This is a genomic window from Ornithinibacillus bavariensis, assembly GCF_018333235.1.
Taxonomy (GTDB): domain Bacteria; phylum Bacillota; class Bacilli; order Bacillales; family Amphibacillaceae; genus Ornithinibacillus; species Ornithinibacillus bavariensis.
The window spans coordinates 688,289-712,569 of record NZ_BORP01000001.1 but is presented as its reverse complement, the minus strand read 5'-3'; the positions used below and the strand labels follow the sequence as shown (position 1 = coordinate 712,569).

At 36.8% G+C, this 24,281-nt stretch carries 21 protein-coding genes and 1 other annotated feature; of the genes, 1 reads left to right on the top strand and 20 read right to left on the bottom strand.

Features of this window, described 5'->3' with window-relative positions:
- Positions 1-15 precede the first annotated feature (15 nt).
- The 5 genes from rpoZ to KI338_RS03570 form a co-directional block, all read right to left on the bottom strand.
- A complete protein-coding gene (gene rpoZ / locus KI338_RS03590) occupies positions 16-213 on the bottom strand; it encodes a DNA-directed RNA polymerase subunit omega (RefSeq protein ID WP_212919588.1) in 198 nt (65 codons plus the stop codon).
- A complete protein-coding gene (gene gmk, locus KI338_RS03585) occupies positions 213-830 on the bottom strand; it encodes a guanylate kinase (RefSeq protein WP_212919587.1) in 618 nt (205 codons plus the stop codon). The genes rpoZ and gmk overlap by 1 nt, the downstream gene beginning before the upstream one ends.
- 27 nt (positions 831-857) lie before the next feature.
- Positions 858-1,118: an extracellular matrix/biofilm regulator RemA gene (gene remA, locus KI338_RS03580; protein ID WP_212919586.1), complete on the bottom strand. Its 261-nt coding sequence runs from the start codon at positions 1,116-1,118 to the stop codon at positions 858-860.
- Positions 1,119-1,241: 123 nt separating this feature from the next.
- The gene (locus tag KI338_RS03575) at positions 1,242-2,123 is read right to left on the bottom strand and encodes a YicC/YloC family endoribonuclease (protein ID WP_212919585.1); all 882 of its coding nucleotides are present in this window, start codon (positions 2,121-2,123) and stop codon (positions 1,242-1,244) included.
- A 154-nt stretch (positions 2,124-2,277) separates the two neighbouring features.
- Entirely contained in the window at positions 2,278-4,974 is a 2,697-nt protein-coding gene (locus tag KI338_RS03570; protein WP_212919584.1) for a calcium-translocating P-type ATPase, SERCA-type, read from the bottom strand.
- A 77-nt stretch (positions 4,975-5,051) separates the two neighbouring features.
- Between KI338_RS03570 and KI338_RS03565 the strand changes: the two genes are divergently transcribed.
- Complete coding sequence (locus tag KI338_RS03565; RefSeq protein WP_212919583.1) at positions 5,052-6,755, top strand: Rqc2 family fibronectin-binding protein; 1,704 nt, start codon at positions 5,052-5,054, stop codon at positions 6,753-6,755.
- 51 nt (positions 6,756-6,806) lie between these two features.
- Here the strand turns inward: KI338_RS03565 and KI338_RS03560 are convergent, their stop codons facing one another.
- From KI338_RS03560 to KI338_RS03490, 15 genes are all read right to left on the bottom strand, one after another.
- Positions 6,807-7,667 carry a LysR family transcriptional regulator gene (locus KI338_RS03560; RefSeq protein WP_212919582.1) on the bottom strand — a complete coding sequence of 287 codons (861 nt, stop codon included), beginning with the start codon at positions 7,665-7,667 and terminating at the stop codon, positions 6,807-6,809.
- Positions 7,668-7,741: 74 nt separating this feature from the next.
- Entirely contained in the window at positions 7,742-8,371 is a 630-nt protein-coding gene (gene pyrE, locus KI338_RS03555) for an orotate phosphoribosyltransferase (protein WP_212919581.1), read from the bottom strand.
- Between the two features lies 1 nt (position 8,372).
- Entirely contained in the window at positions 8,373-9,074 is a 702-nt protein-coding gene (gene pyrF, locus KI338_RS03550) for an orotidine-5'-phosphate decarboxylase (protein ID WP_212919580.1), read from the bottom strand.
- Positions 9,071-9,985 carry a dihydroorotate dehydrogenase gene (locus KI338_RS03545; protein WP_212919579.1) on the bottom strand — a complete coding sequence of 305 codons (915 nt, stop codon included), beginning with the start codon at positions 9,983-9,985 and terminating at the stop codon, positions 9,071-9,073. The genes pyrF and KI338_RS03545 overlap by 4 nt, the downstream gene beginning before the upstream one ends.
- On the bottom strand, positions 9,982-10,731 hold the full coding sequence (locus tag KI338_RS03540; protein ID WP_280530718.1) for a dihydroorotate dehydrogenase electron transfer subunit: 750 nt from the start codon (positions 10,729-10,731) through the stop codon (positions 9,982-9,984). The genes KI338_RS03545 and KI338_RS03540 overlap by 4 nt, the downstream gene beginning before the upstream one ends.
- Positions 10,728-13,928 carry a carbamoyl-phosphate synthase large subunit gene (gene carB, locus KI338_RS03535; RefSeq protein ID WP_212919578.1) on the bottom strand — a complete coding sequence of 1,067 codons (3,201 nt, stop codon included), beginning with the start codon at positions 13,926-13,928 and terminating at the stop codon, positions 10,728-10,730. The genes KI338_RS03540 and carB overlap by 4 nt, the downstream gene beginning before the upstream one ends.
- Positions 13,921-15,021 carry a carbamoyl phosphate synthase small subunit gene (locus KI338_RS03530; protein WP_212919577.1) on the bottom strand — a complete coding sequence of 367 codons (1,101 nt, stop codon included), beginning with the start codon at positions 15,019-15,021 and terminating at the stop codon, positions 13,921-13,923. Before KI338_RS03530 ends, carB begins: the two co-directional genes overlap by 8 nt.
- Positions 15,014-16,303: a dihydroorotase gene (pyrC, locus tag KI338_RS03525; protein WP_212919576.1), complete on the bottom strand. Its 1,290-nt coding sequence runs from the start codon at positions 16,301-16,303 to the stop codon at positions 15,014-15,016. The genes KI338_RS03530 and pyrC overlap by 8 nt, the downstream gene beginning before the upstream one ends.
- A complete protein-coding gene (locus KI338_RS03520; RefSeq protein ID WP_212919575.1) occupies positions 16,263-17,183 on the bottom strand; it encodes an aspartate carbamoyltransferase catalytic subunit in 921 nt (306 codons plus the stop codon). Before KI338_RS03520 ends, pyrC begins: the two co-directional genes overlap by 41 nt.
- 233 nt (positions 17,184-17,416) lie before the next feature.
- On the bottom strand, positions 17,417-17,989 hold the full coding sequence (gene pyrR, locus KI338_RS03515; protein WP_244853322.1) for a bifunctional pyr operon transcriptional regulator/uracil phosphoribosyltransferase PyrR: 573 nt from the start codon (positions 17,987-17,989) through the stop codon (positions 17,417-17,419).
- Positions 17,990-18,178: 189 nt separating this feature from the next.
- On the bottom strand, positions 18,179-19,087 hold the full coding sequence (locus KI338_RS03510) for an RluA family pseudouridine synthase (protein WP_212919573.1): 909 nt from the start codon (positions 19,085-19,087) through the stop codon (positions 18,179-18,181).
- Entirely contained in the window at positions 19,087-19,560 is a 474-nt protein-coding gene (gene lspA, locus KI338_RS03505; RefSeq protein ID WP_212919572.1) for a signal peptidase II, read from the bottom strand. The genes KI338_RS03510 and lspA overlap by 1 nt, the downstream gene beginning before the upstream one ends.
- 160 nt (positions 19,561-19,720) lie before the next feature.
- Positions 19,721-22,477 (bottom strand): isoleucine--tRNA ligase, encoded by a 2,757-nt coding sequence (ileS, locus tag KI338_RS03500; RefSeq protein ID WP_212919571.1) that lies wholly within the window; start codon positions 22,475-22,477, stop codon positions 19,721-19,723.
- A gap of 63 nt (positions 22,478-22,540) precedes the next feature.
- Positions 22,541-22,766: a binding site (T-box leader), on the bottom strand.
- A 55-nt stretch (positions 22,767-22,821) separates the two neighbouring features.
- The gene (locus tag KI338_RS03495) at positions 22,822-23,325 is read right to left on the bottom strand and encodes a DivIVA domain-containing protein (protein ID WP_212919570.1); all 504 of its coding nucleotides are present in this window, start codon (positions 23,323-23,325) and stop codon (positions 22,822-22,824) included.
- Between the two features lie 163 nt (positions 23,326-23,488).
- Positions 23,489-24,268, bottom strand: coding sequence for a YlmH family RNA-binding protein (locus tag KI338_RS03490; protein WP_212919569.1), 780 nt, complete (start codon positions 24,266-24,268; stop codon positions 23,489-23,491).
- Positions 24,269-24,281 lie beyond the last annotated feature (13 nt).

The following is a 24,281-nucleotide window of genomic DNA, read 5'->3' as shown; positions in this document are numbered from 1 at the left end:
TCATATACATTATTATTATTCATCTTCTATTTTAAGCTTTTCTGCTGCTATTTCCTCTAGTGCCATTCCTACATATTTATGAGACTTAGGACTTTCAATTCGTAAATTTTTTAGTTCACGTAATTGTCTAGCTCTCTTAGCAGACAAGGTTACAAGGGAATACTTTGATTTAATCTTTTCTTGTAAAGCATCAATAGACGGTTCTAACATCATTATAACTCATCCTCCAATATCTTTTTGTATTGTGCAGCTATACGTTCTCTTTTACAATGTTCACTCTGAATAATCGATTGAATCTTATTAACTGCTTTGTCAACATCATCATTAACAACTACGTAATCATAAGCATCCATCATTTCAATCTCATTACGGGCTTCTTTTAATCGATTTAGTATTAAATCCTCTGTCTCCGTACCACGACCAACTATTCTATTTTTTAATTCCTCTAAGCTCGGTGGAAATAAGAAGATAAAAACACCCTCAGGAAAATTATGCTTTACTTGCATCGCGCCTTGAACCTCAATTTCAAGGAATACATCGTAGCCTTCTGCTAGTGTTTTCTCTACATACTCTCTTGGAGTTCCATAATAATTATTAACAAACTTTGCATGCTCTAAAAGTTTATTTTGTTTTATTAAAGATTCAAATTCCTCGTTTGTTTTGAAGAAATAATCAATACCATCTACTTCACCTGGACGCTGTTCTCTAGTCGTAATAGAAATTGAATACTTTAATTCAGTCTTTCGTTTGAATAATTCCTTACGTACAGTTCCCTTGCCTACACCGGATGGCCCAGAGAGAATAAATAAAATTCCTTTCTCATCAATCAAGTTGCTTCCTCCTATATATAAACCAAATCATTCATCAGACATTTCTTCGTGACTAAGTACTCGCTGTCCAACTGTCTCGGGCTGAACTGCTGATAATACGACATGATCACTATCAGTAATAATAACAGCTCTTGTTCTACGTCCATATGTAGCATCTACTAATTTATTATTATCACGAGCGACGGAGATAATTCGTTTGATAGGTGCTGATTCTGGCGAGACAATGGAAATGACTCGATTAGCAGAAACAACATTACCAAACCCAATATTAATTAGTTGTAGTCCCACTTCACTTCCCCCTTATCATTCTTACCTATTATAAAGGCTTTTGTAACAAATTAAAAGTACAAGAATATTAGAAAATTAGTCCTATCTACTTTATAGGACATAACATATTCAATAAAAAAGGAATTACTCTATATTTTGAACCTGTTCCTTTATTCTCTCAATTTCACTTTTCATTGCAACAGTCCATTCACTAATTTTTGTATCTGTTGATTTCGATCCGACCGTATTCGCTTCTCGGTTCATCTCTTGCAGGATAAAATCAAGCTTTCGGCCAATTGGCTCCTCTAGCTTACTCCATTCCTCTAACTGATCCAAATGACTATGTAATCGTGTGATTTCCTCCGCTATATCCCCTTTTTCTGCTAAAAGGGCAATCTCTTGGTGTAGTCTACTAGAATCGACAGTGATTGGATCCTCTATATACTCTTCCATTCGTTGTTTAATTCTAGTACGGTACTCATCGATAACATTTTCTCTTCTACTTTCTATTGACCTTACTATATTCCGAATAATCGTAGCCCGTTCCAAAATATCATCTAACAAATTTTTGCCTTCTTCTATGCGCATTTCAAGAACCTGCAAACAGGCATCCTCTATACATGCTAATATATTTTCCTGTAAGTTATCTGGTTTTTCTTCATTCTCTTGAATCGTAATTAAGTCAGGGAGTTGTGTAAGAACGGAAAAAGGTATTTCACCCTGTAAGCCATAGCGCTCTTTAGCAACCTTCAATTGTTGTATAAATTGATCCAATAATTCCCAATCGGTAGAAATTGATTTTTGAACAAATCCTTCTCCTTCTATATTTATATGTAATTCCACACGGCCTCTGCTAAAAAAATTCTTAACTAACATTTTTATCTTATCTTCAAGGAATAAAAATGTTCGAGGATATTTCGGTATGATATCAAGAAAACGGTGATTAACAGAACGAATTTCTACTGTAATTGTTGTATTTTCGAACTGAGTAGTACTTATACCATAGCCTGTCATGCTTTTTGCCACTACCAACACCTACTTTAATTTTCTTTCATCATTATAGCATATGAAATACTGTTTCTTCATAATGTTGGCTTTTTAAGTTGATATTCGTTAGCTACAGTACTATCTTGAAAAATGAAGACCCTTCCACTTCTTATTGTGAAAAGGTCTTCAGCTTTTATCTTTTTGTAAAGCCAAATAATACAGTAGGGATTGCTGCTAAGCCAAGAATAAGCATCCAATCTCGTAGTCCTAAGGAAATTGTGTGGAAGATTGGCTGTAGTGGTTCCCAGTATATAACTACTAATAACAATAATATGGAGGAAATAACAGCGAAAACAAGGTATATATTTTCAAACGGGTTGCGTTCAAAAACGGATTTTTCACTACGACAATCAAATACATGAATAAGCTGTGCCATCACCAATGTCGTAAATGCTACTGTTTGACCATATACTAGATTTTCCGGATTGTTCTGGTAAGTAACCATAAAGGCAATTAAGGTGACAATTCCGATTAGAATACCTCTAGTAATAATCTTAAAGCCTAAACCTCGGGCAAATACACCTTCTTTTGGACTGCGTGGTCCATGTTTCATAACATCAGCTTCTGGTTTATCCAGTCCTAAAGCCATAGCTGGCAAGCCATCTGTTACCAAATTCACCCATAAGATTTGAACGGGAACTAATGGTAGCGGCATTCCCAGTAATACTGCAAATAGCATGACCAAAATTTCTCCTACATTTGATGCTAAAAGATAACGAATAAATTTCCTAATATTTTCATAGATATTACGGCCTTCTTGAATTGCTGACTTAATCGTTGCAAAGTTATCATCCATTAATACCAATGATGATGCTTCCTTTGTAACGTCGGTTCCACTTATACCCATACTAATACCTATATCACTAGCCTTAATCGCTGGGGCATCATTGACACCATCTCCTGTCATTGCAACAATATGCCCCCTGGCTTGGAATGCTTTAACAATTTTTAGTTTATGCTCTGGTGTTACTCGAGCAAAAACATAGACATCTTCAATAATATTTTCAAGCTCTTCTACAGACATTTTATTTAATTCACTACCCTCTAGAACTAGCCCATTATCTGGTAATAAATTCAAATCCTTTGCAATGGCCCTTGCTGTTTTAACATGGTCGCCTGTAATCATTACCGTTTTAATTCCTGCTTCACGACATTCAGCAATTGCTGCTTTCACTTCCTTACGAGGTGGATCAATCATCCCATATAATCCAATAAAGGTTAAGTCCTTTTCAAGAAATGCGGAGTCTAGTGAAACGTCTTTCGATAAAGGCCGCATACTTATAGCAATCGTCCTTAATGCCTTATCTGCCATCTGATCAATAGCTTGTTCAATTAATTCCTTATCATGTTTCTTTAATAGTTTTCTTCCTTCTTGGTCTACTACATAATTACATCTTGGTAGTAATACATCAGGGGCTCCTTTTGTAATAAGGAAGCGTCTACCATTATCATCTTCTATAATTACACTCATCCGTTTTCGATCCGAGTCAAAAGGAATTTCTTTTACAATTTCAACGTTTTGTCCACTTAATGGGGATAATCCTATTTTTCGGGCTGCAACTAATAATGCACCATCAGTTGGATCTCCATTTACTATATACTTCCCTTTTTTAATTTGTAGTTCTGAATTATTACAAAGCTGTCCATATAAGAGCATGTTTTCTAAATTAGGATGATCTTGTTTAATTTTCTTGTTTCCAATTAAAAAGTCCCCTTCAACGTCAAACCCATCTCCAGTAACCGTAATAGTTTCACCATTTAAGTATATTTCTTTAACAGTCATCTCATTTTCTGTCATCGTACCTGTTTTATCGGAACAAATAACAGATGCACAGCCCAATGTCTCAACTGCTGATAATTTTCTTACGATAGCTCTTTTTCGAATCATCCGCTGTACACCTAATGATAATGCAACAGTAACTATTGCTGGTAATCCCTCCGGTATTGCAGCAACTGCTAACGAAACACCAGCAAGAAACATATTATATATCGGGTGCCCTTGTATAACACCAAGAACTACTACCAAAATAGTCAAAAGAATGGCTACCACGATTAAGATTTTGCCTAACTCTGCCAGTTTCCTCTCTAATGGGGTTGGTATTTTCTTCGTACTTGACATTAAGGAAGCTATTTGCCCCATTACCGTATTCATTCCTGTACCTACAACAATACCTATACCAGAACCACGAGAAACCATCGTGCCTTTAAAGCCCATATTAACTTGATCCTGTGCGTCCAGATCGCTTCTTGAGATAGCAGCTGCATGCTTCATAACAGGTAGTGATTCCCCGGTTAATGCCGATTCTTCCGTTTCAAGGCTCACTGATTTTACAATGCGTATATCTGCTGGTACCCTGTCACCAGTATTTAACCTTACAATATCACCAATAACCAATTCTTTAGAAGCTACCTTTTCCCACTTCTTATCACGAAAAACATTCGCCATCGGGGCTGATAGCTCTTTTAGCTTTTCAAGAGATTTTTCAGCTTTCTGCTCTTGGAAGTAACCAATACAGCCATTAACTAGGACAATGACCATAATCGCTATTGCGTCAACAAATTCCCCTAACATTCCTGCAATCAGGGTGGCAGCAAGTAACACTAGTACCATGAAATCCTGAAATTGCTTTAAAAAAATAATCCATCTAGGAGTTTGTTTATTTGTTTCTAGCATATTGTAGCCATATTGACTCTGTCTTTCACTGACCTGCTTTGAGGTTAATCCCCTACTTACTGTTACTTGCAGTTTTTGTTCTACTTGTTCGACATCTAATTGATACCACTTTTTCACGTTGCATTCCTCCACGCTTATTCGAGAGCATAAAATCATCTCTAGTGTGTTCTTAGTGATATCTATGCAGACTTGTCCTAAATAATGCTATAATTTAATTAGAGAGGTGAGTCGAAATGCCATTTGACGGAATTGTAACAAGAGCAGTGACAAAGGAATTATCGGACATGTTGCTACCAGGAAAAATCACAAAAATTCATCAACCAACAGATACTGAAATAATTATGACCATAAGAAGCCAGGGTAAAAATCATACCCTTTTGTTGTCAATTCATCCATCTTATTCAAGGATACATTTAACAGAAGAAAGCTTTCTTAACCCCGCTGATGCCCCAATGTTTTGTATGGTGCTTAGGAAGCATCTATCAGGTGCCATCATTGAATCAGTGGTACAAGATGGAATGGAACGAATAATCAACTTCCGAATAAAAACAAGAAATGAGATTGGCGATATTTCAGTGAAAACGCTAGTACTTGAATTGATGGGAAAACATAGTAATTTAATTTTAGTTGAAACAGATAAAGGTCATATCATCGATAGTTTAAAGCATGTATCAATGGCACAGAACCGTTATCGAACAGTTTTACCAGGTGTGGAATATATTCATCCACCAATGCAGGATAAACTGAATCCTCTTGAGATAGATGGAGAGACGTTTATTAAAAAACTAGATTTTAATGCGGGTAAGCTAGAAACACAAATTGTTAATCTATTTACTGGTTTTTCCCCATTTATTGCGAATGAGCTTGTCAATCGTGCGAGACTCGGTACGCAGGAGGTATATAAGGATACATTCATTGAAATGCAAGAAAAAATTCTTCACCACCGTTTTCATCCTGCGATTTATCAAGGGAAGAAAGAAGATTTTCACGTATTAGAATTAGTTGATTTTAAAGGAGACAAGAAAACGTTTCCGACTACAAATCAATTACTAGATCAATTTTATTCAGGTAAAGCAGAACGGGATAGAGTAAAACAGCAAGCGAAGGATTTATACCGTTTTATTCAAAATGAAAAGGATAAAAATGATCGTAAACTAAAAAAACATGAGCGTACATTAGAAAAAGCACAGAAAGCAGAAAGGTACCAACGATTAGGTGAATTGTTAACTGCCAATATGCATGTGGTAAAACAAGGAGATACATCTGTTTCAGTAGTGGATTATTATGATCCCGAGCAAAATGAAATTACCATTGATTTAAACCCACATAAAACACCAAGCGAAAATGCCCAGAGCTTATTTAAGACCTATCAAAAATTGAAAACCTCCAAGGCAAAAGTCGAGGAAGAAATAGAGAAAACGTTAAAGGAAACAGCCTATCTTGAACAATTACTACAGCAAATAGATGTTGCTGGTGTAGAAGATATTGAAGAAATACGAGAAGAGCTTCGTGAAGAGGGTTATATTAAAAAGCAAAAATCTGGGAAACGTAAAAATAAACAAGTAGCTCCAAAACCAGAGGAATATATTGCTACAGATGGTACGTCCATTTTAGTTGGAAAGAACAATAAACAAAATGAATTTTTGACGATGAAGTTGGCACACCGAGATGAAATTTGGTTACACACGAAGGATATTCCGGGGTCACATGTGATTATTCGGTCCAAAGAACCGAGTGAAGAGACAATCAAGGAAGCTGCCCAGCTTGCGGCGTACTTTAGTAAATCACAAAATTCATCAGCTGTGCCGGTGGACTACACAAGAGTAAGATATGTAAAAAAGCCAAACGGATCCAAGCCTGGATTTGTGATTTATGATAATCAAAAGACAATTTATGTTACTCCAGAAAAAATGAAGGTAGATAAATTAAAGAAATAATAGGAGATGGATTCCCATCTCCTATTATTTCTTTAAGAATATTTACAGTGATTACATAAAAGTTTCATTAGTAAGCATTTTAATAAATTCATCAACCTGAGGGAGCTCACGGATTCCTTCCTGATAGGAGAGCCATGTATAGCGTGTAACTGGCTTCCCGTCAAGTTCTAATGCTATATGTGGAAACTCATCCATCATAGAATCCGATACGCTTTTTGGTAGAACTGCCATGCCTATTCCCTGTTTCATAAATTGTTTACATGTTTCGATTTGATCCACTGTCATGGTTCGAAGTGGTTTAATTTGTTGTTGATGGTGGTACAACCAATTATCTACTAATTCATGCATACTATCATCACTTTTAAAGGAAATTAGAGGTCGTTCCTTAATTATATCTTTTGGAAATGGCTCCGTATCAAAAATATATAAAGGATCATCAAACAAGTGAATGGAGGTGCTCTCTTTTAATTGTTCACCTCGAATAATACATACATGGTAATCCTTATGATTCCTTCGTATATCCTCACTAATTCCTGTTACTAAATCAATCGTTACCTTTGGAAATTTATTCGTATATTTTCCGAGAATTTTAGGAAGAAAACGTTGGCTAATTAAGGATGAACAGGCAATTGAAAGTGTACCAAGTACTTCATCACTTGATTGAGACAATTTATTTTTTAGAACCTCCTCTTCCTCTATTACTCTTTTTGCATGCTCTAGAATAATTTCTCCACAAGGTGTTAAGACTAAGTTTTTTGGTGTACGAATAAAAATAATTTCACCAAAATAATCCTCAATATACTTTAGTCTTTGTGTAACAGCTGGCTGAGAAATAAGTATAGCTTTTGCTGTACCTCGAATAGTACCTATTTCATTCAATTTTAATAGTAGCTCGTAATCTTCTATCCTCATAATAGAAACCTCAATTTGATAATATTTTATTATACAAATTGATTATATAATAAAACTCTACTTATTGCATTACCTTATCTAGACTCCATAGAACTACGCCATTCTAGTAATTGGGCTTTTTCTTCATTTCCGATAGCCTCATTAACTACCAAAGTTTGAATGAGATCTTCATAGGATGTAATCGTTTGATAATTAACACCAGCCTGTTCAAAATTAGCTGTTGCTTTCGTTAATCCATATGTAAAGATAGCCATTACTTCAAGTATTTCAGCTCCAGCATGCTTTAAAGCATCCACAACTGCAAGTGATGAACCGCCTGTTGAGATTAAATCTTCAATAACTAATACTTTCTTCCCTTGAACATTTTCCCCTTCTATTTGGTTTCCCCTTCCATGTTCCTTCGGTTTAGAACGGACATAAACCATGGGAAGATTTAATTGATCTGCTAACCAAGCTGCGTGGGGAATACCTGCTGTTGCACAGCCAGCGATAACGTCAGGCATTGTTTTCATTTGCTGTACCTTTTCTACAAAAGCTTTGGTAATTTTTTGTCGAACCTCTGGGTAGGACATTGTAATTCGATTATCACAATAGATGGGTGATTTGATGCCTGATGCCCATGTAAAATAATCATTCGGATTCGTTTCAATCTGTACTGCCTTTATTCTTAATAAATCGCTTACTACTGCTTGGCTTAATTTCATTTTACTTCCCCCATTCTTTTACAGCTTGGTCATATGCTAGTCTTGGATTTTTTGCATTAGTCACACTTCGTCCTATTACTAAATAGTCAGCACCATTTTCCCGAGCATAGATAGGAGTAGCAATTCTCTTTTGATCATCTGTATTTGTTTGGTGAAGACGTATTCCTGGAGTAACAGTTAAAAATAAGTCGCCACAATCTTCCTTGATTTGTTTTGCCTCATGTACCGAACAGACTACACCATCCGCACCATTCTCCTTCGCCAATCCAGCTAAATGAATTGTCATGTTCGTAAGGTCGCCAGGTATTAATAGTTCTTTATTTAATTGCCTATTATCCATTGAAGTGACCACTGTTACTGCAATTAATTTTGGATGATTCGTAGAATTACCACTAATTAACCCCTCTTTTGCGTAATGAATCATCTCACTACCACCTAATGCGTGAACATTTACCATATCGACTTCAAGGCTTGATAATATTTTCATAGCTCTCATTACTGTAGTTGGAATATCATGGAGCTTTAAATCGAGAAAGATAGTATGATTGTTTTTTCTTAGTTTTTCGATTATTGATGGTCCCTCACGGTAATAAAGTTCCATCCCTATTTTCACAGGAATTCCTTGTAAATCATTCCTAATTAAAAATGATTCGGTAAGTTCCCAGCTAGGAAAATCAAGTGCCAAATAGATTGATTCTGTCATGCAACTATCCCCTTTCCAATCGCATCCTGTACAGAGTTAAATCCATACTTATCTAAAACCTGAGGCAGTTCATTAATTATTTCGGAGCAAACAAACGGATTTTGAAAATTAGCAGTACCTACTGCTACTGCACTGGCACCTGCAAGAAGAAACTCTAATACATCTTCAGCATTTTTAATTCCGCCCATGCCAATAATTGGTATTTGAACCTGTTTACTTACCTCATAAATCATTCGAACTGCAACAGGTTTTATAGCTGGACCTGATAGTCCCCCTGTTTTATTCGCTATTATCGGTCTTCTACTTGGAAGGTGAATTTGCATTCCAGTTAGGGTATTTATCATGCTGAGACCATCTGCCCCAGCCGCTTCTACCGCCTTAGCAATCGATACAATATCTGTCACATTTGGAGAAAGCTTTACATATACTGGCAGATTACTAGCTTTCTTCACAACTTCCGTTACACGCGAAGCCATAGTTGGATCAGTACCAAATTGAATACCGCCTTCTTTTACATTTGGGCAAGATATATTTAATTCCAATGCATGAACCTTATTCGTTTGGTTAAAGGCTTGTGCTACATATTCATACTCTTCTAGTGTACTTCCTGCAATATTTGCAATAATTTTCGTATCAAATTGTGCTAAAAAAGGAACCTCATTAGCAATTATTTTATCTACCCCTGGATTTTGCAGGCCAATCGCGTTAAGCATACCTGACGATGTCTCCGCAACCCTGGGTGTAGGATTCCCAAGTCGTTCATTTCCTGTTGCTGCCTTCATGATAACAGCTCCTAGTTTACCAAGGTCATAGAAATCACTATATTCACGACCAAATCCAAAGCAACCAGAAGCTGGCATGATTGGGTTTTTTAATGCTAGACCAGGTAACTCAGTGGTTAATCTTGTCATAGCTTGACCTCCCCTGCTACAAATACTGGACCATCTTTACATATTTTTTTATAATTAGTACCATCTTTTGTTGGTACTACACAGGCATAGCAAGCCCCAACACCACAGCCCATCCGCTCTTCAATGGAAATATACCCACGTCTTTCTTTTAGCTCTTGACTCACTGCACGAAGCATTGGAATTGGTCCACAGCTATAGTAATAGTCGAAATGATGAACATGATTTATTACGTCTGTCACGAGCCCACTTTCTCCATACGAACCATTATTCGTTACGATAAAATTTTTACCTAAATTTTTAAATTCGTTTTCATAGAATACATGGTTCTTATCTTGGAAACCTAAAACAGATATAATCGTACATCCCATCTCTCTTAGTGTTTTTCCAAGATAATATAATGGAGGGACCCCAATTCCTCCGCCGATTAATAGAGCGGTAGAATTAGCATGTAGTGGAAATCCGTTACCCATTGGACCAAGTACATTTAGGTACTGTCCTACCTGATAGGCAGATAATTCTCTCGTTCCCTGGCCATTTATCTTAAATATTATTGTCACAGTACTACGACTTGGATCACAATCTGTAATTGAGATTGGCCTTCTTAACGAATGCTCTCCCACTTGAAGATGCAAAAATTGTCCTGGAACAGCATAGTTGCTAATAAAATTATTTTCTAAAATCATTTCAAATGTATCTTGTGCAATACACCGAATCGATATTATTTTCATTCCTACTTTTCTAATCATAGACTTTTTACCTCTTTAGCAAATAATGGGCTTGCACTGAAGGTAGTAGAATCAATTACATGTAAGATTGCATTCACCGTATCTAAACTAGTTAGACAAGCTATCCCTCTTTCTACCGATACCCTTCTAATCATAAAACCATCGGAGCGTGGTTGTTGTCCAGATGTTAATGTATTAATGACAAATTGTACCTTTCCTTGCTCAATAATAGATAGTACATTTGGATCCTTCTCTCCAACCTTATCAACCTCTACAACTGGTAGGTTTGCTCCACGTAAGAAGGATGCTGTGCCAGTAGTAGCATATAGCTGGAAGCCCAATTGATGAAAGCGTTCTGCAATACCTAACATTTCTAACTTATCTTTATCTGCAACAGTAATTAGTACGGCCCCTTCTGTCGGAATTGATATTCCCGCTGCAAGTAACCCCTTATATAGTGCCTTTTCCATCGTTTTATCATAACCGATTGCTTCACCTGTTGATTTCATTTCAGGACCAAGAATCGTGTCAACACTACGAAGCTTTTCAAATGAAAAGACAGGAATTTTAACAGAGACCTGTTTCTTTTCTGGCAGTATTCCAGTTTTAAAGCCCAAATCTGCCAGCTTCTCACCTAGAATACTTCTAGTAGCAAGGTTTGCCATGGTAACTCCTGTTATTTTACTTAAAAATGGGATTGTCCTGCTTGCCCTTGGATTAACTTCTAATACATATACATCATCATCACAAACGATAAACTGGATATTAATAAGTCCCTTTACATCAAGAGCTTTTGAAATTTTTAACGTGGCTTCCAAGCATTTCTCTTTGACTAAACTAGAAAGGCGTTGTGGTGGATAGACTGCAATAGAGTCTCCAGAGTGTACCCCAGAACGTTCAATATGCTCCATGATGCCAGGAACAATGGTCGTTACGCCATCACTAATGGCATCAACCTCTACCTCTATACCAGTGATATATTTGTCAATTAAAATGGGATGACGATCGTTCATCTTTCCCGATTTACTTAAATACGTTAGCAGTTCGTCTCTGTTGTAAACAATTTCCATCCGGCTTCCACCAATTACATAGGATGGTCGAACGAGAACTGGGTAGCCAATAGATTCAGCAACATTAATTGCATCCTCCATCCGTTTAACCGCCTTACCCTTTGGACGAAGTAAGTCTAATTCAGCTAATAATAATTCGAACTTATCTCTATCTTCCGCTTTATCAATTGCTGTTAAGCTTGTTCCGAGAATAGTTACTCCACGCCGGGATAACCCATCTGCTAAATTAATTGCAGTTTGTCCACCGAATTGGACAATAACCCCTTCTGGTTTTTCTAAATTCACAACATGCATAACATCTTCTAAGGTTAGCGGTTCGAAATACAATTTGTCTGAGATGCTGAAATCTGTTGAGACAGTCTCTGGGTTACTGTTCATGATAATCGCCTCGTAACCCATTTCTTTAATCGCCAATACCGAGTGAACTGTCGCATAGTCGAACTCAATTCCCTGCCCAATACGAATTGGCCCAGAACCTAAAACCAATACTTTACGATTTAATGTTGAAACAGATTCATTTTCTTCTTCATAGGTACTATAAAAGTATGGTGTTTGTGACTCAAATTCTGCCGCACAGGTATCAACCATTTTATACACTGGCTGAATATCTGTATTCATCCTATAATGAAACACTTCATCTTCTGTCATTTCCCATAATCTAGCAATTTGTTTGTCTGAGATCCCTTTTTCCTTTGCCTTGCGTAAAATTTCCACCTGATTTATATTTTCCCTAAGTAGTACTTCGAATTGAACAATATCTGCCATTTTTTGAAGGAAAAACGGGTCTATTTTCGTATATTGATGCAGTTGTCTGACAGAATACCCCCTACGAAATGCCTCTGCAATGACATAAATCCGTTCATCGTCAGCTTTCTCTAATCGTGTTTGAATAGTATCATCTGATAAATCCGCTAACGATTCTAACCACAATTCCTCAGTGCCATTATCCATTGATCTAATTCCTTTTAGAAGCGACTCTTCAAAGTTTCTTCCAATTGCCATGATTTCTCCTGTGGCTTTCATTTGTGTACCTAGCTTGCGATCCCCAGAGACAAATTTATCAAAGGGAAACCTTGGCAGTTTTGTCACCACATAATCTAATGCCGGTTCAAATAATGCATAGGTTGTTCCCGTTACTGGATTACTAATTTCGTCCAGTGTCAGCCCAACCGCAATTTTAGCCGCCATTTTTGCTATAGGGTAACCTGTTGCTTTAGAGGCCAGTGCAGAGGAGCGACTAACCCTTGGGTTGACTTCGATTACATAGTAGTTGAAACTGTTTGGATCTAAAGCTAATTGCACATTACATCCACCCTCAATTCCTAAAGCACGAATAATTTTTAAGGATGCATTTCGTAATAACTGGTATTCGCGATCACTCAATGTTTGGGAAGGGGCGACGACAATTGAATCTCCTGTATGGATACCTACCGGATCTATATTTTCCATATTACATACAACAATAGCTTGGTCTTTTTTGTCTCGCATTACCTCATATTCAATTTCCTTATAACCAGCAATATTGCGTTCAATTAAGCATTGGTGAACTGGTGATAATGATAGTCCATTACGGGTTATTTCTCGCAATTCGTGTTCATTATAGCTCATGCCACCACCTGTTCCGCCCAACGTATAAGCAGGTCTAACAATTAAGGGATATCCGATTTCCTCTGCAAAAGCAATTGCTTCCTCAACAGTGTGAACAATTTTACTCTCAGGTATCGGTTCATTTATTTCCTTCATCAAGTTACGAAACATTTCTCTGTCTTCTGCTTTTTGAATTGCTTCTAGTGATGTACCGAGTAATGTCACATTGTACTGGTCTAATATACCAGTATTGTTTAAAGCAACTGCAAGATTTAGCCCTGTTTGTCCTCCTAATGTCGGTAATAATGCATCTGGTTGCTCTTTTCGTATTATTTTCGTTAAAAATTCTACTGTAAGTGGCTCCATATAAACCTTATCTGCAATAGTTTCATCCGTCATTATGGTAGCGGGATTAGAATTAGCCAAAATAACTGTATATCCCTCTTCTCGTAATGCCTGACAAGCCTGTGTACCAGAATAGTCAAATTCTGCTGCCTGACCTATCACAATAGGTCCAGATCCAATAACAAGAATCTTTTTGATAGTTGTATTTTTAGGCATAAATCGTGTCCCCCTCTCGTAAAACATGCTTATGAACCTCTTCCAAAAAGACATCAAATATATAATTAGCATCCTCTGGTCCAGGTGAACTTTCAGGATGATATTGTACAGAAAATGCTGGATATAATTTGTGCTGTATTCCCTCCACTGAATGATCATTTAGATCAATTTGTGTTAGCACTAAATTAGTATGATCTAAGGAACGTTTATTCACTGCATATCCATGATTTTGTGAGGTTAAAAATACGTTTCCTGTCTTGAGATCTTTTACAGGATGATTTCCTCCACGATGGCCAAACTTCATTTTTTCCGTGTCAGCACCACACGCAAGAGCAAGCAATTGGTGTCCTAAACATATCCCGAGGAGGGGAATGCAAGGTAATATCTTTCGGATCATTTCAATGGCTTCTGGTACATCCTTTGGATCTCCAGGTCCATTTGATAGAATGATACCATCTGGCTTTAAACGTATAATATTTTCAGCTGAATAACTATATGGTACAACCGTAACATGGCAATTTCGTTTCGTTAATTCTCTTAAAATATTATGCTTCATCCCAAAATCAATAAGTACGACACGATGCCCCCGACCTGGTACGATATAAGGTCTAGTTGTCGATGATAGCTTAACTTGATTATGGCATTCTTTTATTGCATGTAGTTTACGGAGTACTTCTCCATTCTCTAATGATTCATCTGCAATATATCCTCTAAGTGTGCCTGCCTTGCGAATATGCTTCGTAAGCTTTCGTGTATCAATTCCTGCTATACCTGGTATATCATGTATTTTTAAAAAGCTATCAATAGCTTCATCACTTCTAAAATTAGACGGATGTTTACAATATTCCTTTACAATTAAACCGTTGATAAATGGTGCTACCGCTTCAAAATCTTCGCGATTAATACCATAATTACCAATTAGTGGATAAGTGAAGGAAACGATTTGTCCATAATAGGATGGGTCAGTAAGAATCTCTTGGTAACCAGTCATACTAGTATTAAAGACTACCTCACCGCTAATCTCACGTTGACTTCCAAATCCTTCTCCAAAAAAAACACTCCCATCCTCTAAAACTAATTTTCTCTTAAACATCTGTATCCTCCTCGTAAACTATACTCCCATTACAAATCGTTAATACTGGTGTACCCATTACTGACCATTCATGAAATGGAGTGTTTCGTCCTTTTGAATAGAAGGAATGTTTGTCAATTTTTATTTCTCTCTCTAAATCTATTAAGGTTAGATCTGCAAATGCTTGTTCTTCCAATCTTCCATAAGGTAAATTAAAAACATTTGCTGGTTTAATTGTTAACCAATCGATTAACTGTTTAAGTGTAATTTTGCCTGATTTAACTAGTTTGCTATAAAGTAATGGAAAAGCTGTTTCTAAACCAACAATTCCAAATGGTGCTTTTAGCATTCCTTGATTCTTTTCATCTTCACTATGTGGAGCATGATCTGTAGCAACAAAATCAATTGTGCCGTCTAGTAATCCTTCTAATAGTGCTTCCTGATCCTCTTTACTTCGAAGTGGTGGATTCATTTTATAATTTGTATCATCCTCTAGTACTGTATCTTCATTGAGTAATAGATGATGTGGAGTCACCTCGGCAGACACTGGTATACCTGCCTTTTTTGCATCACGAATTATTCGTACAGATTCCTTTGTACTGACATGGCAAACATGATAGTGACAACCTGTAGCTTCCGCTAATAAAACATCTCGAGCAATTTGTACAGATTCCGTTATGGATGGTATTCCTGGTAGTTTTAATCGCTTACTAACATCTCCATCATGTACAACACCACCATAAACAATGGTATTATCCTCACAATGGGCAACAATTGCCTTCCCATTTTTTGCTGCAGTTTTCATTGCTTGGAGCATTGCATCTGCTGTTTGGATTCCCACCCCATCATCGGTAAATGCAAAAATAGGAAGCTTAGATAGTTGTTCAATATTTGTTAGTTCTTCCCCTTTTAAACCTTTTGTTATCGAGGCATATGGTAATACTCTAACAACAGCATCTTGTTCAATTTTCTTTAACAAGCTGGTAATAGCAGTTTCACAATCTGGAACCGGATTCGTATTTGGCATTGCACATACAGTTGTGTAACCACCTCTAGCTGCTGCTTTTGTTCCGGTTTTTATCGTTTCTTTATGCTCACCACCTGGCTCGCGTAAATGTATATGGACATCAATAAATCCTGGGGTTAACAATTTTCCCCGGCAATCGATTATTCTATCAACTTGATTAGCAGCTTCTATTTTTGTATTGATTTCACTTATTATTCCTTGTTGGATAAGCACCTCACAATCTATCAACTGGCCATTATCCGCTAATTGTTTCGCATTTTTTAATAAAATTCCCATTGATAATCCCCCATTCTGTTAACATATGAACGATAATTGCCATCCGCATATAAACACCATTTGACATTTGTTTAAAGATTCGCGACCGACCACACTCAACAAGGTCACTATCGATCTCGATTCCCCTATTTATCGGCGCTGGGTGAAGAATAATTGCTTGTTCCTTCATTCTTCCTTCCCGTTCTTTTGTCAAACCAAAATATTCCAAATAACCTTCTGTCTTCAATTCTCTTTGATGTCTTTCATGCTGGATTCTTAAAAGCATTAAGACATCTAAATTTTCAACTGCTTCATCAATGGTGATACAAGGAAAACCCAATGTATGGTCCTCATATCCTGGTGGTGAACATAAAAAGACGTTAGCACCTAGATTATGCAGCGCATAAGCATTAGATTTTGCAACACGACTATGCTTGATATCCCCCACAATCCCGATATTCAAGCCAATAAATCTTCCAAATTCCTGATATATGGTCATTAAATCTAACATGCATTGTGTTGGATGCTCCGCCTTTCCAGCACCGGCATTAATAATTGGAATATTAATACCTGTATCCAATTCGGTCATCCAGTCATCCGATTCATGCCTGATAATTGCAATATTTGCCCCAATAGATTCAAGTGTTTTCACTGTGTCATATAAGGATTCACCTTTTTTAAGGCTCGATGTTTCCGTGTGAAAATCTAACATTTCAAGTCCTAGCCTTCTTTCAGCTACGGTAAAACTCATTTTTGTTCTCGTACTAGGTTCAAAGAATAAGTTCGCAGAAAACAATTGATTAGGAATTTTCACATCTAAGGATTTACATAATTCTGCAGTCTCGATCAAATGAAAAATGGTGTCATTTGTCAACTGCTTCATGGAAATAAAATGCTTCATGTTACTCTCTCCTTATATTTTTCTATTTTTAGGCATAAAAAAACCTCTTTGCAAATGGTCGCAAAGAGGTAAACGTGTGGTTTAGAAGATCCAACATCCGCTCATCACTTTTGCGAATGTGTTTGATTTCCTTAACAGACGAGAAAGCTTTTATACTTTCCCTTCTGCAAAAAAACACACGTAAACAAAGCAACCTTGTAAATCTCTCTGGATTTAATTAAAGGTCCTACTTTTTACTTTTCATAAATCGAAACTAGATCCGCTTGATCTACTTCATTTAACTGAACAACAATAATCTCCTTTTCCGATGTCGGTATATTTTTTCCAACATAATCTGCACGAATCGGCAACTCCCGATGACCGCGATCGACAAGTACTGCTAACTGGATTAAAGAAGGTCTTCCTACATCCATTACGGCATCCATGGCTGCTCGAACCGTTCTCCCAGTATAGAGTACGTCATCAATTAAAATAACTTTCTTATTCGAAATATCAACAGGGATATTTGCACCAAGAATTTCAGGCTCATCATTTTCTACCGCCATTTGCAAATCATCTCGATATAACGTTATATCTAATTCACCTATAGGGATCGTGACTCCTTCAATTTTCTTGATTTTTTCCTGTAATCGTTTAGCTAGTGGTGCGCCTCTTGTCTTTATTCCAACGATGACAAGATCATCTCCACCCTTATTTTTTTCAAGGATTTCATGAGCAATGCGGGTTAATGCTCGATTTATTGCTTGCTCGTCTAGTAAGTCTGTCTTTTTATTCACTTCATTCCCACCCTTACATCGTTTTATCATATGCATTAGCTATGAGAGTGGCTTGCCTGGTAGTTACTATTTTTCCCATAAAAAAACCTTTTCTCCATGAGGAAAAAAGGTTTTTATGTAGACATATAGCTACAATAATATCCGCTACCTTCTTGCCTCTCTGGACATGTTTAAAGGTTCTATTCATCTGTTTTATTATTTCAAACTTCCCTCTTACTGTCAATATATTTTTTCAAGCTTTGTTAATAGCTCTTGAAAATACGGTGGAGCATCCACTTCAAAATGTAACCATTCCCCAGTTGTAGGATGCGTAAAACCTAATACTTTGGCATGTAATGCTTGTCCTCCTATATCAAACGTTTTTCTTGGACCATATTTTGGATCACCTACTAATGGATATCCAATATAACGCATATGAACACGAATTTGATGTGTTCTTCCTGTTTCTAACCGACATTCAACATAGGTATATTCCTTGAAACGCTCCAAAACATGAAAATGGGTAACTGCATGTTTCCCATTATCTACGACAGCCATTCTCTGCCTATCATTTGGATCTCTGCCAATAGGTGCATCAACCATACCAGAATCATGATTTATGACTCCATGAACTATAGCCTCATATTTTCTCTCTACATCTTTATTAGCCAACTGCCCTGCTAAACTGGAATGTGCCTTATCATTCTTAGCCACTACTAATAATCCACTGGTATCTTTATCAATTCGATGAACGATACCAGGCCGCTCCACTCCATTTATACCCGAAAGATCGTTACAATGATATAATAATGCATTAACTAGTGTGCCAGATTGATGTCCTGCTGAGGGATGGACAACCATACCCTTTGGCTTATTCACCACTAATAAATCCTTATCTTCATATAGGATAGAGATTGGGATGTTCTCTGGCTCAATATGAAGTGCCTCTACTTCTGGAATTTCCCAGGTTATCACATCACCAGTTTGACATTTATAATTTGCTTTCACAATTTCATCATTAACTGAAACAAGTCCTTTCGTAATCCAGCCTTGAACTTGCGATCTGGATTGCTCTGGATTGATTTCGGCCATCAGCTTATCAATACGCATTTTATTTTCAGTATCTGTTACAGTATGTTGGAATGACATTATGACTTATTCTTCCCTTTCTGTTTCTTCTCTTCGATGATCGTTGCAATGATTACTAGGATTATCCCAACTGTCAGTGCCGAATCAGCAATATTAAAAATTGGGAAATCATACCCGAAAATAGTAAAGTCAAAGAAATCTACAACCTCTTGATGAAGTAGTCGATCAATAAAATTACCAATTGCCCCGCCAAGGATTAATGCTAGGGCAAAAGCAAATAGCCTATTTTCTTTTCCAAACTTATGTAAATAATAGATTACTCCCACAATGACAAGGATTGTAATCGCATAAAAGAAGCCCATTTTCCCTTGAAGCATGCCCCATGCAGCACCACTATTACGGTGTGAGGTTAACGAGAAAAATCCATCAATTATTGGAATTTGTTCATATAGTTCCATGTTTTTGACAACTAGATATTTAGTAAATTGATCTACGGCAATAACTATTACCGCAAGTATGTAATAACGATACATTCCCCATCCTCCGATGTATACGATTTTTATCTACGTGTTTTTTGAAAATCCTTAGTTTATCTTATACTTTATTATAGCAAATTTCAATGATTTACAGGAGATGATAAGAAAAGGAGGACAAATTCATTAACTAATTTGTCCCCCAACATTTAATAATTAATTATACATGGTAATGATTCTCTACAACATCTGCACAACGAGAACATAGAGTTGGATGTTTCTCATTTTGACCTACTGTATCGGATGCCACCCAACAACGTTCACATTTCTCAGCAGGATGTTTTTCTACAAGCACATCCACAAATTTATATGCAGTTGCATTTTCATTATGCTCTACCACATCTGCCTCAGAAACGATTAAGAACTGATGTAAATGCTCGATTGAAGCTAGTACTTCACTCGTATTGTTGTCCTTTGGTATTAGGGTAATCTTTGCTTCTAATGATTTACCGATAACCTTCTCATTTCTTGCTTCCTCTAAGGCTTTTAATACGTCATCCCTGATAGCCATAAAGTGATTCCACTTATCTTCTAGTCCTTTAAAGCCTTCGATAACTCTTTGCTCTGGAATATCTGTAAGCTGTGGACTCTCTGATTGTACACCAGGAATATATTCCCATACCTCATCCGCTGTATGTGGGATGATTGGTGTTAATAGCTGTACCAAGGTCGTTAAAATTTCATAATAGCCTGTTTGGATACTTCTTCTGCGTTGATTATCTGCTGCTTCGATATACAATATATCTTTAGCAAAATCTAAATAGAATGAACTTAGATCATCCGCACAGAAATTATGAATACGATGGAATACTGGTGAAAATTCATATCGTTCATAGCTTTCTCTTACTTCCTTTACTAACTCTTGTAAGCGATGAAGCATAAAGCGGTCTACTTCCTCCATCTGTGCTTCTGGGACACGATCGGTATCAGGGTTAAAATCTGCAAGGTTAGCAAGCATAAAACGGAATGTGTTTCGAATCTTACGGTATGCTTCTGATGTTTGTTTTAATATATCATCCGAAATTCTTACATCTGCTTGGTAGTCAACCGATGCTACCCATAGACGCAAAATATCTGCACCTAATTGCTTTAGAACCTTACTAGGTACAATAACATTACCTAATGATTTACTCATTTTACGACCATTTCCATCCAATGTAAATCCATGGCTAATGATAGTTTTATAAGGTGCTTTCCCTGTTACTGCGACAGCAGTTGATAAGGAAGAATTAAACCATCCACGATACTGGTCACTTCCTTCTATATAAACATCAGCAGGCCTTCTATGGTCTTCACGACGAAGTAATACACCAGCATGTGATGAACCAGAGTCAAACCAAACATCCATAATATCCGTTTCTTTTGTGAAGATACCATTTGGACTATGCTCTGATGTAAATCCTTCAGGTAATAAATCTTTTGCCTCTCGTTCAAACCAAACATTGGAACCAAACTCAGCAAATAAATTTGCGACATGTTCAATCGTTTTATCGGTAATTATTGCAGTTCCATCTTCTCCATAGAAAACAGGAATAGGAACTCCCCATGCACGCTGACGAGAGATACACCAATCCTCACGATCACGAACCATATTATATAGTCTTGTTTCTCCCCATGAAGGATACCATTTCACTTGTTTAATTTCTTCTAGAATATTTTCACGAAAATCCTTAATAGATGCAAACCACTGTGCTGTCGCACGGAAAATGGTAGGCTTCTTCGTTCTCCAATCATGTGGATAAGAGTGAGTAATGAAGGTTAATTTTAATAATGCGCCTACTTCTTCTAGCTTTTCTGTAATCGCTTTGTTTGCATCATCATAAAACATGCCTTCAAATCCTGGGGCTTCACTCGTGAATACGCCTTTTTCATCCACTGGGCAAAATGCCTCAATTCCATAACCTTTCGATACATAAAAGTCGTCTTCCCCATGACCTGGTGCTGTGTGAACACAACCTGTACCAGCATCTGTTGTAACATGTTCACCAAGCATTACTAATGATTCACGATCATAGAATGGATGCTTTGCAATTACACGATCAATAGCTTTACCTTTAAATGTCTTTACAACTGTAGGATTCTCCCATTCTAATTCTTGGGAGACCGGCTCCAATAAATCTTCTGCTACTACAAATTTGTCACCTTTTACTTCAACTACTACATAATTAAACTCTGGATGAACACTAATACCTAAGTTTGCTGGGATTGTCCAAGGTGTTGTTGTCCAAATAATAATTTTGTCTCCCATATCCAATACACCTTTACCATCTTGTACTTCAAAAGCAACGTAGATGGACGCAGATCGCTTATCATAATACTCGATTTCTGCTTCAGCAAGTGCAGATTCTGAAGAAGGTGACCAATAAACTGGTTTTAAGCCTTTGTAAATATAGCCTTTTTTAGCCATTTCACCAAAAACTTTAATTTGTTCTGCCTCATAGTCTTTTGTTAAAGTAATATATGGGTTATCCCAATCCCCTCGAACACCTAGCTGCTTAAATTGAATACGTTGATTATCAATTTGCCCCATCGCATATTCTGCACATAATTGTCTAAATTCTGCTACAGATAGCTTTTTACGGTCTACTTTTTTATTTTTCGTCAAAGCAGTTTCAATTGGAAGTCCATGAGTATCCCAACCAGGTATATATGGCGCATGGTATCCTGACATTGACTTGTAACGAGTAATAAAATCCTTTAGAATTTTATTCATCGCATGTCCAATATGAATGTCTCCGTTAGCATATGGTGGTCCATCATGTAGAATAAAAAGAGGCCTACCTTTTGTTCTTTGTAAAGATTTTTCATATAGATGAGATTCTTCCCATTTTTCCTGACGCTCTGGTTCCTTATTTGGTAAATTCCCACGCATAGGAAATTCCGTCTTCGGCATTAATAAGGTTTCTTTATAATCCACTTTAGTTCCTCCTTATGTGCTACTACTAATTAGCAATAAAAAATAAAAAATCCTCTCAATCCCAAAAGGGACGAGAAGACTCGCGGTACCACCCTTAAAAATTCAACACGAAAATCATGTCAAATTCACTCGGTATTCGTAACGTGAATAAGCCGTCCATGTCTACTAATAATGATTCGAATGGATACTCAAGAGTGATTTTCTAAAAACCTGCTGTGCTAGGCTTTCACCAGCCCTAGCTCGCTTTAACAGCATTCCGCTTTTATACTGTCTCTGTCATCGTATTTTCATATTTTATCCTATTGTGTAAGCATTATATGTAACTTTTTTAAAAAGGTCAAGGTTTATGACTCGTGGTTGGTTAGCTCTAGCTCTTTCCCCATTTCAAGATCAAATAAATCTTCCCAATCATCGGAGCCTATCATATCTAATTGCGCTTCAACTAGCATTCTGAGTCGAGTGCGAAAGACCTTTGATTGTTTCTTTAATTCTTCCACCTCGATAGAAATTTTACGGGACTTATTTAATGCTTCGTTAATAATCCGATCAGCATTCTTCTCTGCTTCTTTAATGATTAGCTTCGATTCTTTAGTAGCATTTCCCTTTAATTCTTCTGCGGTTTCTTGTGCAATTAAGATAGATTTATTCAATGTCTCTTCAATATTAGTAAAGTGGTTTAATTTTTCTTTCATTTGATCAAGCTTTTCTTTTAATTCCTTCTTTTCCCTAATAACAATTTCATAGTCCTTGATTACTTGATCTAAAAATTCATTGACCTCATCTTCATCGTATCCGCGAAAACTCCTTGTAAATTCTTTGTTGTGAATATCAAGTGGCGTTAGTGGCATGATAGTCAACCTCCCTAGTTTATATGTATCTTATAAGTGCAATTTAAGTATAACAATAATATTCGACAAAAAGTAAGGATTTCCTGCAACTTCTGATAATTTTTATTTGTACCAAAAGAACTACTCCTTGATACCCATTATATATCAGAAAGTAGTTCCTTTTCTATACCTCTAGCCGGGCAGCTGTGATCTTATATTTATCCTTTTTGGTTTGTCCATTAATACCGACCAACTTACTTCTCCCTTTACCACGTAAAGAAATCATATCACCTTCTCGTAGTACAAATTTACTGTCATCCACTGTTCGAAAGTTTACTTTTACTAGACCCTTATGAATAAAGTCCTGTGCAGCAGTACGTGAGACAGAGTAAATTTCCTTCAAGATGGTATCAAGCCGTAATGATGAAACCGTTCGTTCCATATTCAGCCATATGGATTCTTTTTCGAGTAGGTTTGATAAAGGAACCTCTGCAAATTTTATTGTTGCACGTTTAATTCCTGTTAAGTTCATTAAAACAAAAGGCGATATTTCCTGATCAATAATGATTTGTATTTTACCAGATTCCACAACAATATCGCCTGCTTTTTGCCGTTTAATTCCTAAAGACAAAAATGCTCCTAACACATCACGATGTGATATAGATATAAACTTTTCATGAAAAGAGGCTTCTAGTAATATTAATTGAAACGATGCATTTGTAATTTCTTCATAATATGGTGCGATGATTGCCCTTTTTCTCTCGGAATAATTTCCACCACCATAGAAGGTTAAGGTAAGATCTTCTCTGCTAGTTCCGATCAACATCTCCATGATTTGTTGTTCTCGCGGATCAAGAAAATCAGTCAACCTAGGTTGATACGTACGTTCCACCTGTTCAATCCACGATAATGCTTGGTCGATAAAGCCCTGTTCTTCCTTACGAAAATGTTGATAAATATCCATTGTAAGCACCTGT